The following is a 16933-nucleotide window of genomic DNA, read 5'->3' as shown; positions in this document are numbered from 1 at the left end:
TAGATTCCCCGCGGGAGCGATCACGGGCGGACCGCGGTCGTCGCGCGGTCGCGCATCGTGAGGTCCTGGTGCGTCGCGGTCGCCCGCCACCCGGCCGCCGAGAGCAGTTCGCGGATCGGCTCGCCCTGCCACTCGCCGTGCTCGATCACGAGGGACCCGCCCGGATGCAGCAGCCGCATGCCCACGTCGCTCAGCACACGCACGACGTCGAGCCCGTCCGGTCCGCCGTACAGCGCGGCCGGCGGGTCGAAGAAGCGCACCTCGGGGTCGCGCGGGATCGCGTCGTCGGGCACGTACGGCGGGTTGGAGACGAGCACCGAGACCGTGCGGTCGAGCTCGGGGAAGGCGTGCTCCAGGTCGATGAAAGCCAGCCGCGCGTTCTCGGCCCCGACGAGGGCGAAGTTCTCCTTCGCCCACACGAACGCGTCGACCGAGTTCTCGGCCGCGTACACGCGCGCGTGCGGTACCTCGGTCGCGAGCGCGAGCGCGATCGCACCGCTTCCGGTTCCGAGGTCGACGGCGACGGGTTCGGCGGATGCCACGGCCCGCAGCGCGTCGATCGCGAGCTGCGCCACGATCTCGGTCTCGGGCCGGGGGACGAACACGCCGGGACCCACTCGGAGCTCGAGGTGACGGAACGGCGCGACGCCCGTGAGGTGCTGCAGCGGCTCGCGCGACGCCCTGCGGCGCACGAGGTCGGCGAACGCATCCGCCTTTTCGCGCGTGACCGTGTCGCCGCGGACGCGGGCCGCCTCGATCTCTCCTCGCCCGCCGCCGAGGACGTGCGCCGCCAGCAGCACCGCGTCGACGTCGGGGTCGGGCACACCCGCGCGCGACAGGGTCTCCACGGCGTCGCGCAGGACGGACGCGAGCGGGAGGTCGGCGGGCGGTTCGTGGGCCATGGGCGCCCTCCAGCCTATGCGGTGCGGTTCGTCACAAAATCACCGGGCGGGGTGACGCTCCCCTAGAGTTGTTCGGCAGTCGATTTCCGTCCCGAAAGGCGCCTCATGCCCGGCATCCACTCCGACATCACCACGGCGTTCGGCAACACACCCCTCGTGCGTCTCAACCACGTCACCGAGGGCGTCGGCGCGGAGGTGTACGCGAAGCTCGAGTACTTCAACCCCGCGTCCAGCGTCAAGGACCGTCTGGGCATCGCGCTCGTGAACGCCGCCGAGGAGGCGGGCGCCCTCGGCGAGGGCGGCACGATCGTCGAGGCGACCAGCGGCAACACCGGCATCGCGCTCGCGATGGTCGGCGCCGCGCGCGGCTACAAGGTCATCCTCACGATGCCCGCCTCGATGTCGAAGGAGCGTCGCCTGCTCCTGAAGGCGCTCGGCGCGGAGCTCGTGCTCACCGACCCGACGAAGGGCATGGCCGAGTCCCTGCGCGTCGCGAACGAGATCGTAGAGAAGACGCCCGGCGCGATCCTCGCGAAGCAGTTCGAGAACGAGGCCAACCCCGCGATCCACCGCAAGACGACCGCCGAGGAGATCTGGCGCGACACCGACGGCGACATCGACATCTTCGTCGCCGGCATCGGCACGGGCGGCACCATCACGGGCGTCGGCCAGGTGCTCAAGGAGCGCAAGCCCGACGTGAAGGTCGTCGCGGTCGAGCCGAAGGACTCCCCCATGCTCACCGAGGGCCACCCCGGCCCGCACAAGATCCAGGGCATCGGACCGAACTTCGTGCCGCCCATCCTCGACCGCAGCGTCATCGACGAGGTCATCGACGTCGAGTTCGAGCCGTCGCTCGCGGTGTCGCGCGACCTCGCCGTCAAGGAGGGCCTGCTCGTCGGCATGTCCAGCGGCGCGGCCGTGTGGGCGGCGCTCGAGGTCGCGAAGCGGCCGGAGAACGCCGGCAAGAAGATCGTCGTTATCGTCCCCGACACGGGCGAGCGGTACCTCACCACGGCGCTGTTCGAAGACCTGCGCGAGGACTGACATGGGTGCGTGGCAGAGGGTGCGCGAGGATCTCGCCGCGGCGAAGCTTCGCGACCCCGCCGCGCGCTCATCCATCGAGATCGCGCTGCTCTACCCCGGCCTGCACGCCATCTGGGCGCACCGTGTGTGGCACGCCCTGTGGAAGCGACGCCTGCGGTTCATCGCGCGAGCAGGCTCTCAGATCACGCGCTGGCTGACGGGCATCGAGATCCACCCCGGTGCCCGGATCGGCCGCCGCTTCTTCATCGACCACGGGATGGGCGTCGTCATCGGTGAGACTGCCGAGATCGGCGACGACGTCATGCTCTACCACGGCGTGACCCTCGGCGGTCGCACGCGCGACGGCGGCAAGCGGCATCCGACCCTCGAAGACGGCGTCGCCGTCGGCGCCGGCGCCAAGGTGCTCGGCCCGATCACGATCGGCGCGGGATCGGTCATCGGGGCCAATGCGGTCGTGACGCGCGACGCCCCGCCCGACAGCGTCCTCGTCGGAGTGCCCGCCAAGCCGCGTCGGCGGCGGGCGGGCGAAGACACGCGCGCGATCCTCACGACGCCCGAGTACGTGATCTGACGCGACCTCAGCGCCCTGCGCGCTGCCGCCCGTCGTCCTTGAGGAACAGCGGCGTCAGCAGCCACGTGGCGACGGCCGTCACGAGCCAGACGATGAGCGCGCCCACGATCCACGCGGTGGGACCGTCGATGCCGACCCCCGCCGCTGGGAGGATCACCGCGATCAGCAGCGCGACGAACGTGGAGATGAGGCCGATGCCGCCCAGCAGCGCGTTCGCGCGGCGGCGTGCGAAGCGGGTCAGCAGCGGCGCGAGGATGCTCTGCAGCACCGCGAAGACCAGCACCGCCACCAGGATCCCCCACCAGTCGTTCCAGTGCAGGTGGAAGCCCGGCAGGATCAGGTCGGCCGCGATGAGGCCGAGGGCAGCCGACACGACGAAGATCATGGCGCGGATGAGGGCGGCGATCACGTGCTCAGGCTAGCGCCGCGCGGCTGAAGCCCGCCGAGATTGCGCGAACCGTGGTCCGGGACGCACCGCCGCCGCAGTTCGCGCAATGTCGGCGGGGCTGAGGCGGGAGGGTCAGCTCAGTCGTCGGAGCCGAGGGCCGCGAGACGCGCCTCCTCATCGGCGCGGATCGCGGACTCGATGATCGGGTCGAGCGCCCCGTTCATCACCTGGTCGAGGTTGTACGCCTTGTATCCGGTGCGGTGGTCGGCGATGCGGTTCTCGGGGAAGTTGTACGTGCGGATGCGCTCGGAGCGGTCCATGCTGCGCACCTGAGAACGGCGAGCGTCGGATGCCGCAGCCTCCCGCTCCTCCTGCTGCTTCGCGAGCAGCCGGGCACGAAGCACGCGCATGGCCGCCTCGCGGTTCTGCAGCTGCGACTTCTCGTTCTGCATCGACACGACGATGCCGGTCGGGAGGTGCGTGATCCGCACCGCCGAGTCGGTCGTGTTGACGGACTGGCCGCCCGGCCCCGACGAACGGAAGACGTCGATCTTCAGGTCGTTCGGGTCGATGTGGATCTCTTCCGGCTCGTCGACCTCGGGGAACACGAGCACGCCCGTCGTCGAGGTGTGGATGCGCCCCTGCGACTCGGTGGCCGGTACGCGCTGCACGCGGTGTACGCCGCCTTCGTATTTGAGGTGCGCCCACACCCCCTGCGCCGGGTCGGACGAGTTGCCCTTGATCGCGATCTGCACGTCCTTGTAGCCGCCCAGGTCGGACTCGTTGCGCTCGAGCAGCTCGGTCTTCCAGCCCTTCGACGCCGCGTACTGCAGATACATGCGCAGCAGGTCGGCGGCGAACAGCGCCGACTCGGCACCGCCCTCGCCCTGCTTGATCTCCATGATCACGTCGCGTGCGTCATCCGGGTCCCGCGGGATGAGCAGCCGCCGCAGGCGCTCGTGGGCCTCGGCGAGCTGCTCCTCGAGGTGCGGGACCTCGGCCGCGAACGCCGCGTCCTCTTTCGCGAGCTCGCGCGCGGCTTCGAGATCATCGGATGCCGCGACCCACGCCTCGTACGCGGCGACGATCTTCGACAGCTCGGCGTACCGCCGATTCACGCGCTTCGCGCGCGCGGCATCGGCGTGGACGGCCGGATCGGAGAGCTCGGCCTGGACGGCCTTGTGCTCTTCGATCAGGCTCTTCACCGAATCGAACACGGACTCCCCCGGTTCACGCTTCGACGGGCTCAGCGAATGCTGTTGTCGTGCGCGTGGCTGTGCCCGCCGCCGTGGCCGTCACGGGCAGGAGTCGGAATCGACTTCTGCATCTGCACGAGGAACTCGACGTTCGACTGCGTCTCCTTGAGCTTGCCGAGCACGACCTCGAGCGCCTGCTGCGGATCGAGGCCCGCGAGCGCGCGGCGCAGCTTCCACGTGATCTTGACCTCGTCGGGCGACAGGAGCATCTCCTCGCGGCGCGTCGAGGACGCGTTGATGTCGACCGCGGGGAAGATCCGCTTGTCGGCGAGCTGGCGCGACAGGCGCAGCTCGCTGTTGCCGGTGCCCTTGAACTCCTCGAAGATGACCTCGTCCATCTTGGAGCCGGTCTCGACGAGCGCGGTCGCGAGGATCGTGAGCGATCCGCCGTTCTCGATGTTGCGCGCAGCGCCGAAGAACCGCTTCGGCGGGTAGAGCGCGGAGGCGTCGACACCGCCGGTCAGCACACGGCCCGACGTGGGAGCCGTGATGTTGTAGGCGCGGCTCAGGCGCGTGATCGAGTCGAGCAGCACGACGACGTCGCGGCCCAGCTCGACCAGGCGCTTGGCGCGCTCGATCGCGAGCTCGGCGACCGTGGTGTGGTCCTCGGCGGGACGGTCGAACGTCGACGCGATGACCTCGCCCTTGACGGTGCGCTGCATGTCGGTGACCTCTTCGGGGCGCTCGTCGACGAGCACGACCATGAGGTGCACCTCGGGGTTGTTGATCGCGATGGCGTTCGCGATCTGCTGCAGAACGATCGTCTTGCCGGCCTTCGGGGGCGCGACAATGAGGCCGCGCTGGCCCTTGCCGATCGGGGCGACGAGGTCGATGATCCGCTGGGTCAGCTTCTCGGGCGCGGTCTCGAGGCGCAGGCGCTCCTGCGGGTACAGGGGCGTGAGCTTCGAGAACTCGACGCGGTTCGCGGCGTCATCGACCGACAGGCCGTTGATCGCGTCGACCTTGACGAGCGCGTTGTACTTCTGGCGGCTCGACTGCTCGCCCTCGCGGGGCTGCTTGATCGCGCCGACGACGGCGTCGCCCTTGCGGAGGTTGTACCTCTTCACCTGGCCGAGCGACACGTAAACGTCGCTCTGACCGGGAAGGTAGCCGGTCGTGCGCACGAAGGCGTAGTTGTCGAGCACGTCGAGGATGCCCGCGATCGGAATCAGCACGTCGTCCTCGCCGATCTCGGTCTCGAACTCGTCGGCACCCCCCTGACCGCGACGCTTGTTGCGCTGGCGGTTGCGGCCGCCCTGGCTCTTCTCGTCGTCGTCGGGCTCGGAAGCGGCCTTCTTCTCGTCGGCCTGACCGCCCTGCTGACCGCCCGCCTGGCCGTTCTGGCCGCCGCGGTTGCGGCTGCGATTGCGGCTGCGGTTGCGGCCGCGCGACGGGGCCTCGTCGCCTTGGCCTTCGGCCTGCTGGTCGCCGGATTCGGCGGCGGCCTTCTCGTCGACGGACGCCTTCTCGTCGGCGGCAGCCTCGGCACCCTCGACGGGGGTCACGGCGGCGGCCTCGGCGGGCGCCTCGGTCGGGGTCTCGGCGGGAGCCTGCTGGTCTGCCTCTGCGGGCGCGGCCTCGTCCTTCGCCTCGGCGGCCGGAGCAGCCTTCGCGTCGGTGCTCTTCGCACGGCGCGGAGCGCGCTTGCGCGGCGCCTTCGCGGGAGCGGCCGGTGCCTCGGCGTCGGCGGGTGCGGGTGCCTCGGCCTCTGCGGGCGCGGCCTCTGCGGGCGCGCCCTCCTCGGCAGGCGTGGCCTGCGCGGCGGGCGCGGCCGCGGTGTCAGCCGCCTCCGCGGCGACCTCGGGCGCGTCTGTGCGCTCCTCGGTCGAAGCATCGGCGGCGTGGATCTCGGAGATGGACTCCACGAGTTCTCCCTTGTGAAAACGGATGATGTACGCGTCCGCACGGACACGTAGCGCGACGAGTCACAACCCGGCGCGTGGTCGAGCGATCAGAGTCCTTCGACGCGGCGAGGGCCGTGCGGGGGGTTTCGCAGATTTGCGACGGAGGCCAGATTCACGGGCTACGTGGAACCCTCCGTGTACTCCCTCACTGTACCACCCTTGAAGTCGACGGCGAGCATCAGGGCCTCCCACGGGGTGTCGGCGATGGACGCGGCGACCTCGGCCGCCTCGAGCCGCCGACCCGGTCCGTCGGCGAGGACGAGCACGCTGGGACCGGCACCCGAGACCACCGCGGCGAACCCCGCGTCGCGGAGCGCCCGCACGAGCCGGTCGGTCTCGGGCATCGCCTGAGCGCGGTAGTTCTGGTGCAGCTTGTCCTCGGTCGCCGCCAGCAGCAGCTCGGGGCTCTGCGTGAGCGCGGCGATGAGGAGAGCGGAACGCGAGACGTTGAACACGGCGTCCTCACGCGGCACCTGCAGCGGCTGCAGACTGCGCGCGACGCTCGTCGACATCGTGAAGTCCGGCACGAACACGAGCGGCGACACGCCGCGGTGCACGAGGAGCTTCTTGTGCTGCGGCCCGTTCTCGTCGACCCACGCGATCGTGAGGCCGCCGAACAGGGCCGGAGCGACGTTGTCCGGATGCCCCTCGAGCTCCGTCGCGAGGCGCAGCAGCGTCTCGGGGCCGAGCGCGACGTCCCCTTCGAGGAGTCCCTTCGCGGCGAGCAGGCCCGACACGACCGCCGCGCCCGACGAGCCCATGCCGCGCCCGTGCGGGATGACGTTCTTCGCCTCGAGCCGGAGTCCGGGCATCCGCCGCCCCACCGCCTCGTACGCGTACGCGATCGAGCGGACGACGAGGTTCGACGCGTCGCGCGGCACGCCGTCTGCGCCCTCGCCGGACACCGTGATCTCGAGCTCGCCCTCGGGCAGCCGCGTCGCCACGAGCTCGTCGTACACGCTGAGGGCGAGCCCGAGCGTGTCGAACCCCGGTCCGAGGTTCGCGCTCGTCGCCGGCACGCGCACGATGACGCTCCGCTCCTCGGCGGGGCGATTCGCGGCGGCCGGCGTGCTCACGCGTTCGCCTCGGCGGGGGTTCCGTGGGCTGCCTCGGCGGCGAGGCCGAGAACGGATGCCACCTCCGACGTCGCGGCGTCGACCACGGTCGGCTGGACCTGGGAGCCGTCCGCGTTGCGCAGCGCCCACTGCGGGTCCTTGAGGCCGTGACCCGTCACCGTGAGCACGACGCGCGATCCGGCGGGGATGACGCCCGCCTCCGCGCGGTCGAGGAGGCCCGCGACGCTGATGGCCGACGCCGGCTCGACGAAGATGCCGACCTCGCCGGAGAGGATCTTCTGCGCCGCGAGGATGCGGTCGTCGTCGATGGCGCCGAAGTAGCCGTCGGTCGCGTCGCGCGCCTCGAGGGCGAGCTCCCACGAGGCGGGGTTGCCGATGCGGATCGCCGTCGCGATCGTCTCGGGGTTCTTCACGACCTCACCGCGCACGAGCGGCGCCGAGCCCTCGGCCTGGAAGCCGAACATGCGCGGGACGCGCGTCGAGACGCCGCGCTCCGCCTCCTCGCGGTAGCCGCGCGAGTACGCGGTGTAGTTGCCCGCGTTGCCGACGGGGATGAAGTGGAAGTCGGGCGCGTCGCCGAGCACCTCGACGATCTCGTACGCCGCGGTCTTCTGGCCCTCGATGCGGTCGGGGTTGACCGAGTTCACGAGGTGCACCGGATAGTTGTCGGCGAGCTCGCGCGCGATCTCGAGGCAGTCGTCGAAGTTGCCGCGGATCTGGATGAGGCGCCCGTTGTGGGCGACCGCCTGGCTGAGTTTGCCCATCGCGATCTTGCCCTCGGGCACGAGGACGGCGGCGGTGATGCCCGCGTGGGCGGCGTAGGCGGCGGCGGATGCGGACGTGTTGCCGGTGGACGCGCAGATGACGGCCTTCGCTCCGTGGTCGATCGCGCGCGAGACGGCGACCGTCATGCCGCGGTCCTTGAACGAGCCGGTGGGGTTCATGCCCTCGAACTTGACCCACACGTCGGCGCCGGTGCGGCGCGACAGCGCGGGCGCGGGCAGCAGGGGCGTGCCGCCTTCGCCGAGGGTCACGACGGTCGAGGCATCCGTCGCTCCGAGCCGGTCGGCGTATTCGCGGAGGACTCCGCGCCAGACGTGTGCCATGTCAGTCTCCTTCCACGCGCAGGACCGAGACGACGCGCTCCACGACGCCGCTCGCGGCGAGCCGGTCGACCGTCTCGCTCAGGTTCTGCTCCAGGGCCTTGTGGGTGCCGATCACGAGGCGCGCGACGGTGTCGCTCGCGGGCTCGGTCACGGGGCTGCCGTTGCCGGGGACCGGCTCGCTGCGCACCGTCTGCTCGACGGTCGCGATCGAGACGTCGCCCTCGCTGAGGATGCCGGCGACCGTCGCGAGCACGCCCGGCTGGTCGTCGACCTCGAGCGTGATCTGGTACCGGGTCGTGACGTTCGCGATCGGCAGGATCGGCAGGTTCGCGCGGTTCGACTCCCCCACGCCCACACCGCCCGCGAGGTGGCGGCGCGCCGCCGACACGACGTCTCCCAGGACGGCGGATGCGGTCTGCACGCCGCCGGCGCCCGCACCGTAGAACATGAGGTTGCCCGCGGCCTCGGCCTGCACGAACACGGCGTTGTTCGCGCCGTGCACGCTCGCGAGCGGGTGGTCGCGGCGTACGAGGGCGGGATACACGCGCACCGAGATGGACTCGGCTCCGTCGGCGCCGGTGAGCCGCTCGCACACGGCCAGCAGCTTGATGACGTAGCCCGCGTGACGCGCGGCGTCCATCATCGCCTTGTCGATGCCCGTGATGCCCTCGCGGTGCACGGCCTCGAGCGGAACCGACGTGTGGAACGCGAGGCTCGCGAGGATCGCGGCCTTTTGAGCGGCGTCGTAGCCCTCGACGTCGGCCGTCGGGTCGGCCTCGGCGTACCCGAGGCGCTGGGCGTCGGCGAGCACATCGGCGAACTCCGCGCCCTCGGAGTCCATGCGGTCGAGGATGTAGTTCGTCGTGCCGTTGACGATGCCCATGATGCGCTGCACGCGGTCGCCCGCGAGCGAGTCGCGCAGCGGACGGATGATCGGGATCGCACCGGCGGCGGCCGCCTCGTAGTACACCTGCGCGCCGACCTGGTCGGCCGCCTCGAAGATCTCAGGACCGTGCGTCGCGAGCAGCGCCTTGTTGGCGGTCACGACGTCGGCGCCGGAGTTGATCGCCTGCAGGAGGTACGAGCGCGCCGGCTCGATGCCGCCCATGAGCTCGATGACGATGTCGGCGCCCACGATGAGCGGCTCCGGGTCGGTCGTGAGCAGCTCGCGCGGCAGGTCGGCGTCGCGCGGAGCATCAGGATTCCGCACGGCGATGCCGATGAGCTCGAGATGCGCCCCCGCGCGATCCGCGAGCTCGTCGCCGTGCTTGCGCAGCAGCGACGCCACCTGCGATCCCACGGCTCCCGCTCCGAGCAGGGCCACCCTCAGTCGGCGATAGTCCGTCACTTCGTCTCGCTCCGCTCGCTCAGCACAGGCATGTCCTCCCCTTCCGCCGCGAGCCCGTCGCTCGCCTCGGCCGCAACGTCGCGCGCCAGCAGATCGTCGATCGTCTCGCCCCGCACGATGACGCGGGCGCGCCCGGCACGCACCGCCACGACCGGCGGGCGCGGGACGAAGTTGTAGTTGCTCGCGAGCGAGAAGCAGTACGCACCGGTGGCCGGCACCGCGAGCAGGTCGCCTGGCGCGACATCGGCAGGCAGATACTCCGCGTCGACGACGATGTCGCCCGACTCGCAGTGCTTGCCGACGACGCGCGACAGCTGAGGGGCGGCGTCGCTCGTGCGCGACGCGACGCGCGCGGAGTACTGCGCCCCGTACAGCGCGAAGCGCGGGTTGTCGCTCATGCCGCCGTCGACGCTCACGTAGTGGCGGGTGGCGTCGTCGCCGATGGCGACGGGCTTCGTCGTACCGACCTCGTAGAGCGTGACGCCGGCGCGACCGACGATCGCCCGCCCGGGCTCGAACGCGAGATTGGGCATCGGGATGCCTCGCACCTCGCACTCGCGCGCGACCGCGTCGGCGATGCCGGTCGCAAGGTGCTCGATGGGCGTGGGGTCGTCGGCGGCGGTGTAGGCGATGCCGAACCCGCCGCCGAGGTTGAGGACGGGGATGTCGCCGCCCGCGAGCAGCTCCGCGTGCAGCTCGACGACGCGGGCCGCCGATTCCTGGAAGCCGGCCGAGCCGAAGATCTGCGAGCCGATGTGGCAGTGGAGCCCTGCGAACTGCAGACCGGGGACTTCACGGATGCGGGCGACCGCGGCCGCGGCATCCGTCAGCGTGAACCCGAACTTCTGGTCTTCGTGGGCCGTCGCGAGGAAGTCATGGGTCTCGGCGTGGACGCCGCTGTTCACGCGGACGAGCACGGACTGCGTCGCGCCGGTGCGCTCGACGATCGCGGCCAGCCGCTCGATCTCGATGAAGCTGTCGACGATGATCGAGCCCACCCCGACCTCGACCGCTCGCTCGAGCTCTGCCTGGCTCTTGTTGTTGCCGTGGAAGCCGATGCGCGCGGGGTCGGCGCCGCCGGCGAGCGCGACCGCGAGCTCGCCGCCGGAGCACACGTCGACCGCGAGCCCCTCCTCGGTGACCCACCGCACGACCTCGGTCGACAGGAACGCCTTGCCGGCGTAGTACACGCGGGCCTGCACGCCGTGCAGGGCGGCGGCCGCGCGGAACGCGTCGAGCGCGCGGCGGGCGGCGGTGCGCACGCCCTCCTCGTCGAGCACATAGAGAGGCGTGCCGAACCGGTCGCGCAGCTCGGTGGCGGAGACGCCCCCGATCGCGAGGACGCCGTGCTCGTCGCGCCGCGCCGATGCGGGCCACACGGCCGGAACGAGGTCGTTGACGTCGTCGGGGACCGCCGGCCAGGCGGGCACCGACTGCGATGAGGACGAGGCGGCGGACACTGTGACCAATCAGGATGAAGCGGTTCGGCGGGAGCCGATCAGCGGATGAGACGGGCGCTGCGGCGGGATCACGCGAGCGCCACGCGATGCTTGAAGTCTAGTCTGACCCGCGCGCCGCTCCCCGCCGCCAGCGCCCGCGTGTGACGGCGGATGACCCGTTCACGCGCACGTGCCCGGCGACTGCAGGGCGGTGTCGTGCACGATTCCCGGGGCGATCTCGAAGTCCGCGACGAGCGTCTCCGCCTCCACGCCGACCTCGCTGAGCGTCACGCCCGCCGGCAGGCGGTCGGCGATGCACACACGCCAGTCCCGCAGGAGGACGTCGGCGAGCACGCCGAACTGATCGCGCAGGCGGTCGGCAGAGACCGTCGAGCCCGAGATCTCGAACTCGGCGGGACTCAGCACGAGCTGCGCCTGCTCGGCCGACGGCGTGAGCGCGACCGCGACCGGGAACGTCCCGCCGAACAGCGACAACTCGGTCGACATCGTGACGTTCGGCGCCGCGAGGCCGATCGAATCGGCCGGGAAGCCCTGCACGCCGCTCATGAGCGCTTGCAGTTGCGGCTCGTCGAGAGTGACGGTGGCCGTGGCATCCGTCAGATCTCCGTCGCCGCGCACCGGCACGCCGTGGGCCTCGACGTGGATGTCGCCCGAGAACGACCGGAACACGACGTCCTCCCCGGAGATCGTGAGGCTGTCGAACGTGCCGGCGGCGAGCTGGGGCAGCACGAGTCCGGGCACCTGGACGTCGGCGTTCGAGGCGTCGATGCCCGTGCGCGTCGTGATCTGGTCGCGGATCGTCTTGGTGACGAGATCGCGCACGATCGCCTCGGCGACGAAGAACGCCGCGACAGCGAGGCCGACGACCACGATGATCGTGACGATCCACGGCCACACACGCCGCCGTCGACGCAGGTCACGCGCGGGTGACCCGGGCAGGGGAAGCGTCGGATGCCCGTCCGGCGTCGTCACGATGCCCCTCTCTCTGCGGCGGAGGCCGCTACATGCGCTCGGGCGCGCTCACGCCGAGCAGGTTGAGGCCGTTGCGCAGCACCTGCCCGGTCGCGTCGTTCAGCCACAGGCGCGTGCGGTGCACGTCTTCGACGGGCTCGTCGCCGAGCGGGATCACGCGGCAGTTGTCGTACCAGCGGTGGTAGAGGCCGGCGAGCTCTTCGAGGTACCGGGCGACGCGGTGCGGCTCGCGCACCTCGGCCGCGAACGCGACGACGCGCGGGAACTCCTGGAGGGCGCCGAGGAGCGCCGACTCCGTCTCGTGCTGGAGCAGCTCGGGCGCGAACACGGAGCGGTCGACACCGGATGCCGCGGCGTTGCGCGCCACGTTGTGGGTGCGCGCGTGCGCGTACTGCACGTAGAACACGGGGTTGTCGTTCGTGCGCTTCTGGAGCAGATCGAGGTCGATGTCGAGGTTCGAGTCGGCCGAGCTGCGGGTGAGGGCGTAGCGCGCCGCGTCGACGCCGACGATCTCGACGAGGTCTTCGAGCGTCACGATCGTGCCCGCACGCTTGGACATCCGCACCGGCTGCCCGTTCTTCACGAGGTTGACGAGCTGCCCGATGAGGATCTGCAGGTTGACGTTCGGCTCGTCGCCGAACGCGGCGCACATCGCCATCATGCGGCGCACGTAGCCGTGGTGGTCGGCGCCGAGCATGATGATGCAGCGGTTGAAGCCGCGCTCGCGCTTGTCGAGGTAGTACGCGAGGTCGCCGGAGAAGTAGGCGGGCACACCGTTCGAGCGGATGATCACGCGGTCGCGATCGTCGCCGAACTCGGTGCTGCGCAGCCAGATCGCGCCGTCCTCCTCGAAGATGTGGCCGAGTTCGCGCAGGCGGTCGACCGCGCGCTGCACGGCGCCCGACGTGTGCAGGTCGTTCTCGTGGAAGTAGACGTCGAAGTCGACGCCGAAGTCGTGGAGGCTCTTCTTGATCTCGTCGAACATGAAGTTCACGCCGAGCTCGCGGAAGACCTCCTGCTTCGCGTCAGGCTCGAGCGCGTCGAGGTCTCCTTCATACGCGAGCGCGACGCGACGGGCGATGTCGGCGATGTACGCGCCGCCGTAGCCGTCCTCGGGGGTCGGGCGGCCCTCGTGCGCCGCCACGAGGCTCTTCGCGAAGCGGTCGATCTGCGCGCCGTGGTCGTTGAAGTAATACTCGCGTGTGACGCTGGCGCCCTGCGACGCGAGGATGCGCGCAAGCGAATCGCCGACGGCGGCCCAGCGCGTGCCGCCGAGGTGGATGGGGCCGGTCGGGTTCGCCGACACGAACTCGAGGTTGATGATCTGGTCGGCCAGCGCGTCGGACGTGCCGTACTTCTCCCCCGCGTCGACGATCGTCTTCGCGAGGGCGCCGGCCGCCGCCGCCTCGAGACGGATGTTGATGAAGCCGGGGCCCGCGACCTCGACGGATGCCACGCCCGGCACGCTATCGAGGCCGGAGGCGATCTCCGCCGCGAACTCACGCGGGTTCGCCCCGACCTTCTTCGCGAGCTTGAGCGCCGCGTTCGAGGCCCAATCGCCGTGATCGCGGTTCTTCGGACGCTCGAGCGGGAGGTCTGCCGCCGTCAGCCCCTCGGTCGATCCCGGACGTCGCGCCTCGGCGGCAGGGCGGATGACGTCGAGCAGGGCGGCGGAGAGGGCTGCGGGATCCATAACCCGTCAAGTCTAGTTCGCGGGCGGTGTGCGCCTTCTCAGGGTGCGGATGCCACTGACCGCGCGAGCTCGCCGAGCACGAACTCCCAGCCCTGCCGGTACGACTCGGCCGGGGCGTCGTCGGCCCACGGGCCGGTGTGCCGCACGATGAGCCGCGTGCCGTTCCCGGATGCGGCAAACGCCACGTCCACGGCTTCGTCGCGGCTGACGCCGTCGGCGTCGCTCCACACCCACGTGAACGCGAGGCGCCGCTCGGGCTCGACGTCCACGAACCGCCCCGTCACCGACATGCCCACGCGAGGCGCCTCGATGCGGTAGGCGCCGCCCACGCGCACATCCGCCGCGATCCGCACGTCGTCCCAGTGCGTCCACCACCAGCTCGCGAGTCCGTCGGCGCTCCCCCACGCCTCCCACACGCGCGCGACCGGCGCGTCGATCTCGACCGCGAGCTCGAGCGGGCGGGAGCGCAGCAGCTCCCAGCGCGCGGCGCGGGCCGTGGCATCCGCTTCGTCCGCCGCTGCGCCGACCACCGCCGCAAGCGTCGCGAGGTTGCCCTCCCACCCCGCGCCGTAGCCCACGAGACGGTGCGGTCGCAGACGGTCGTGGTGCACCGTGAGCTCGGTCGCGTCGCCCGCGGGCTCGAGCCGCAGCCGCACGAGGCCCGGATCGTCGTCGCCCGACCACCACGTGTACTCCAATATGCGGGGCGCATCGCACGCCTCGAGCCGCGCGCGCCGCACCGTCCCGCCGCCGATGTCGACCTGGAAGCCGTCGCCCGCTCCGCGCGGCACCGGGCCGACGATCGCGCCGTACCACCGGGCGATGCGATCGGGGTCGGTGAGCGCGCGCCACAGGTCGTCGATCGACGTCTCGTAGCGCCGGACCAGCGTCACGGACTGGTGCTCCTCGTCGCCGGTCAGGGCGCGGATGAAGGGATCGGTCATCGTTCCTCCTTGCGGCGACCGCGGCGCACCTCGGTCTCGAGGGCATCGAGGCGCTGCGACCAGAACGCGAGGTGCCGCTGCACCCAGTCGGTGACCTCGGCGGTACGGGCGGCTTCGAGCGCGTAGATGCGGCGCGTGCCCTCGGGCCGGCTCCGCGCGAAGCCGGACTCGCGGAGAACGCGCAGATGGTTCGACACGGCGGGCTGACTGATGCCGAACTCGGCCGTCACGATCTCGGTGAGCTCCCCCGCCGTGCGGTCGCGTTCGGCGAGGAGTTCGACGAGGCGTCGTCGCACCGGATCGCCGAGGACGTCGAGCGCATGCATGCGACCTTTATATCAGCATCCGTTTATATCACCAAGTGCTGATGTTATGAGATCTGGACGAGCTCCACGTGATCGTCGGCCGCCGGATCCTCCTCGGGCAGGGCGAGCGCCTCGAACCCGTCGAGCGGGGGCCCGTCCGGCACGACCCACGCGTTCACGCGCAGGCGATCGAGGCCGACGTAGCCGCCGTGGTAACTGAGGAAGGCGCTGTCCGCGGCGTCACGCCCCGTCGCGATGCGCACGAGCGACCTCCGGTTCGCGAGACGCGTCGCGTCGATCACGTACCACGCGCCGTCGTGGTACGCCTCGGCGACGGCGTGGAAGTCCATGGGCCGCAGGCCCGGCGCGTAGCACGCGGTGTAGCGCGCGGGCATGTCCATCGCGCGCAGCAGTGCGATCACGACGTGCGCGTAGTCGCGGCATACGCCCTGACCCGTCATGAGGGTCGTCACGGCACTGTCGGTGCCCTTGCTGAGCCCGGGCGTATAGGTCGTGCTGCTCGAGACGAACTCCGACACCGCCGCGATGAGGTCATGGCCGTGCAGCCCTTTGAACTGGCGCCGCGCCTGCTGGAACACCTCGTCGGACTGGCAGTACCGGCTCGGGCGCAGATACGTGATCGCCTCGAGGTCGCTCGTACGGCTCGTGGCGGACTGCCCGTCGACGGTCGCCTCGTAGCGCACCTGGATGTGGCCGGCCTCGCCCGTGAGGCGATGCAGACGGCTTCCGGACTGGTCGACGATCTCGGTCGGCGTGTAGACGCGATCGCCCTGCGTGAAGGTCAGCGACTCGCTCACGACCGGCACCTGCTGGGCGGCGGAGATCTGGAAGATGAGGTCGACCGACGACCCCAGTTCGAGGTCGAGCTCGGCGGTCACGACGCGTTGCATCGGAGTATCCTCGCACGCTCCGCCGAGCATCCGTCGCGGGTCTCCCCAGCCGTCCCCCCAGGCGATTCGGGGTGCGTGAAATCGTGACGTACCCTCACTTCATGACGTCGACGACGCCGACCCGAGCGCGGACGCCGCTGTGGGCCCTCGTGGCCCTCGCGGTCGCGCTGGCGCTCGTCGTCGCGGTGGCCGCGTGGAGGCCGTGGGCGGCTCCCGCGACGCCCGTCGCAGACGGCGAGGCCGCGGCTCCGCCCGCGATGCTCGCACCCGCGCCGCTCGCGCTGCCGGAGCATCCGAAGGTCCTCGTGTTCGGCGACTCGTGGGTGTACGGCTCGGCGGCCACAGTCCCGACGCTCGGATTCGCGTACGTGATCGGCGAGCGCCTCGGGTGGGACGTCGTCGTCGACGGCGTGCGCGGCAGCGGTTACCTGAAGCCGGGCATCGACGGTCCGTCGTACCCCGATCGCATCGCGGCCCTCGACCCCGAGCTCGATCCCGACCTCGTGATCATCGAAGGCTCGATCAACGACCGCAAGCGGCCCGCCGAGGGATACCGCGAGGCCGTGACCGGGGCATGGGACGCACTCGCCGCCCTCTACCCCGACGCCGCGTTCGTCGTGCTGGGGCCCGCGCCGCAGGTGCTCCCCGTCGAGACGGCGACCGCGCGCATCGACAAGGATCTCGCCGAGCTCGCCGGCGCCCGCGGCTGGTGGTACGTCTCCCCGCTACGGGAGGAGTGGATCTCGCCCGAAAACTACCTCGACGTGATCGACACGAGCCCCCTCGGCAACAATCATCCCTCCGACGCGGGCCATGCCTATCTGGCGGAGCGGCTCGAGCGGGCGATCGCGTCGATGACGGGCGTGACGGATGCCGCGGCCGACGTTCCGGCGGAAGAGCTCGATGTCACGCAGACCGTCGACGGCGACCAGGTGGTCGAGAACGTCGACGAGGTCGTGCCGGTAGGCGAGCGCTGACCTCCCACGTCTCACCCGGATCGGGTGAACGCCCCGCGCGTCCCGACGGCGAGAATGAGCCCGACGGCGACCGGGC

Annotated in this window: 16 protein-coding genes; 3 read left to right on the top strand and 13 right to left on the bottom strand. The window is 71.1% G+C overall.

Going from position 1 to position 16933, the window contains the following annotated elements; translation table 11 throughout:
* Nucleotides 1–20: 20 nt before the first annotated feature.
* Entirely contained in the window at nt 21–902 is an 882-nt protein-coding gene (prmC, locus tag VNR19_RS07180; protein WP_325725300.1) for a peptide chain release factor N(5)-glutamine methyltransferase, read from the bottom strand.
* A gap of 105 nt (nt 903–1007) precedes the next feature.
* Here prmC and cysK point away from each other — a divergent pair, with 105 nt between their 5' ends.
* Entirely contained in the window at nt 1008–1946 is a 939-nt protein-coding gene (gene cysK / locus VNR19_RS07175; RefSeq protein ID WP_325725298.1) for a cysteine synthase A, read from the top strand.
* Nucleotide 1947: 1 nt separating this feature from the next.
* On the top strand, nt 1948–2517 hold the full coding sequence (epsC, locus tag VNR19_RS07170; RefSeq protein WP_325725296.1) for a serine O-acetyltransferase EpsC: 570 nt from the start codon (nt 1948–1950) through the stop codon (nt 2515–2517).
* Nucleotides 2518–2524: 7 nt separating this feature from the next.
* Here epsC and VNR19_RS07165 read toward each other — a convergent pair whose 3' ends face one another.
* The 12 genes from VNR19_RS07165 to VNR19_RS07110 form a co-directional block, all read right to left on the bottom strand.
* Nucleotides 2525–2926, bottom strand: coding sequence for a phage holin family protein (locus VNR19_RS07165; RefSeq protein ID WP_325725295.1), 402 nt, complete (start codon nt 2924–2926; stop codon nt 2525–2527).
* 116 nt (nt 2927–3042) lie between these two features.
* Complete coding sequence (gene prfA, locus VNR19_RS07160; protein ID WP_325725293.1) at nt 3043–4122, bottom strand: peptide chain release factor 1; 1080 nt, start codon at nt 4120–4122, stop codon at nt 3043–3045.
* Between the two features lie 29 nt (nt 4123–4151).
* The gene (gene rho / locus VNR19_RS07155; RefSeq protein WP_325725291.1) at nt 4152–6026 is read right to left on the bottom strand and encodes a transcription termination factor Rho; all 1875 of its coding nucleotides are present in this window, start codon (nt 6024–6026) and stop codon (nt 4152–4154) included.
* 158 nt (nt 6027–6184) lie between these two features.
* Nucleotides 6185–7141 carry a homoserine kinase gene (gene thrB / locus VNR19_RS07150; RefSeq protein WP_325725289.1) on the bottom strand — a complete coding sequence of 319 codons (957 nt, stop codon included), beginning with the start codon at nt 7139–7141 and terminating at the stop codon, nt 6185–6187.
* On the bottom strand, nt 7138–8247 hold the full coding sequence (gene thrC, locus VNR19_RS07145) for a threonine synthase (protein WP_325725287.1): 1110 nt from the start codon (nt 8245–8247) through the stop codon (nt 7138–7140). The genes thrB and thrC overlap by 4 nt, the downstream gene beginning before the upstream one ends.
* A gap of 1 nt (nt 8248) precedes the next feature.
* On the bottom strand, nt 8249–9595 hold the full coding sequence (locus VNR19_RS07140) for a homoserine dehydrogenase (RefSeq protein WP_325032906.1): 1347 nt from the start codon (nt 9593–9595) through the stop codon (nt 8249–8251).
* Nucleotides 9592–11025, bottom strand: a complete 1434-nt coding sequence (gene lysA, locus VNR19_RS07135) for a diaminopimelate decarboxylase (RefSeq protein WP_325725284.1) — start codon at nt 11023–11025, stop codon at nt 9592–9594. The genes VNR19_RS07140 and lysA overlap by 4 nt, the downstream gene beginning before the upstream one ends.
* A gap of 189 nt (nt 11026–11214) precedes the next feature.
* Nucleotides 11215–12027: an LmeA family phospholipid-binding protein gene (locus VNR19_RS07130; RefSeq protein WP_325725282.1), complete on the bottom strand. Its 813-nt coding sequence runs from the start codon at nt 12025–12027 to the stop codon at nt 11215–11217.
* A gap of 28 nt (nt 12028–12055) precedes the next feature.
* Nucleotides 12056–13720 (bottom strand): arginine--tRNA ligase, encoded by a 1665-nt coding sequence (argS, locus tag VNR19_RS07125; protein ID WP_325725280.1) that lies wholly within the window; start codon nt 13718–13720, stop codon nt 12056–12058.
* Nucleotides 13721–13758: 38 nt separating this feature from the next.
* Nucleotides 13759–14664: an SRPBCC family protein gene (locus tag VNR19_RS07120; protein ID WP_325725278.1), complete on the bottom strand. Its 906-nt coding sequence runs from the start codon at nt 14662–14664 to the stop codon at nt 13759–13761.
* Nucleotides 14661–14990 (bottom strand): ArsR/SmtB family transcription factor, encoded by a 330-nt coding sequence (locus VNR19_RS07115; protein ID WP_325725276.1) that lies wholly within the window; start codon nt 14988–14990, stop codon nt 14661–14663. The genes VNR19_RS07120 and VNR19_RS07115 overlap by 4 nt, the downstream gene beginning before the upstream one ends.
* Nucleotides 14991–15034: 44 nt before the next feature.
* Nucleotides 15035–15880, bottom strand: coding sequence for a transglutaminase-like domain-containing protein (locus VNR19_RS07110; RefSeq protein WP_325725274.1), 846 nt, complete (start codon nt 15878–15880; stop codon nt 15035–15037).
* 101 nt (nt 15881–15981) lie between these two features.
* On the opposite strand from VNR19_RS07110, the gene VNR19_RS07105 reads away from it, so the two are divergent.
* Nucleotides 15982–16857 (top strand): SGNH/GDSL hydrolase family protein, encoded by an 876-nt coding sequence (locus tag VNR19_RS07105; RefSeq protein WP_325725272.1) that lies wholly within the window; start codon nt 15982–15984, stop codon nt 16855–16857.
* Nucleotides 16858–16933: the final 76 nt, after the last annotated feature.

Origin of the sequence: Microbacterium sp., from assembly GCF_035556355.1 — a bacterium.
In the GTDB taxonomy this organism is placed as follows: domain Bacteria; phylum Actinomycetota; class Actinomycetes; order Actinomycetales; family Microbacteriaceae; genus Microbacterium.
This window is presented reverse-complemented; position numbering and strand designations above follow the sequence as displayed.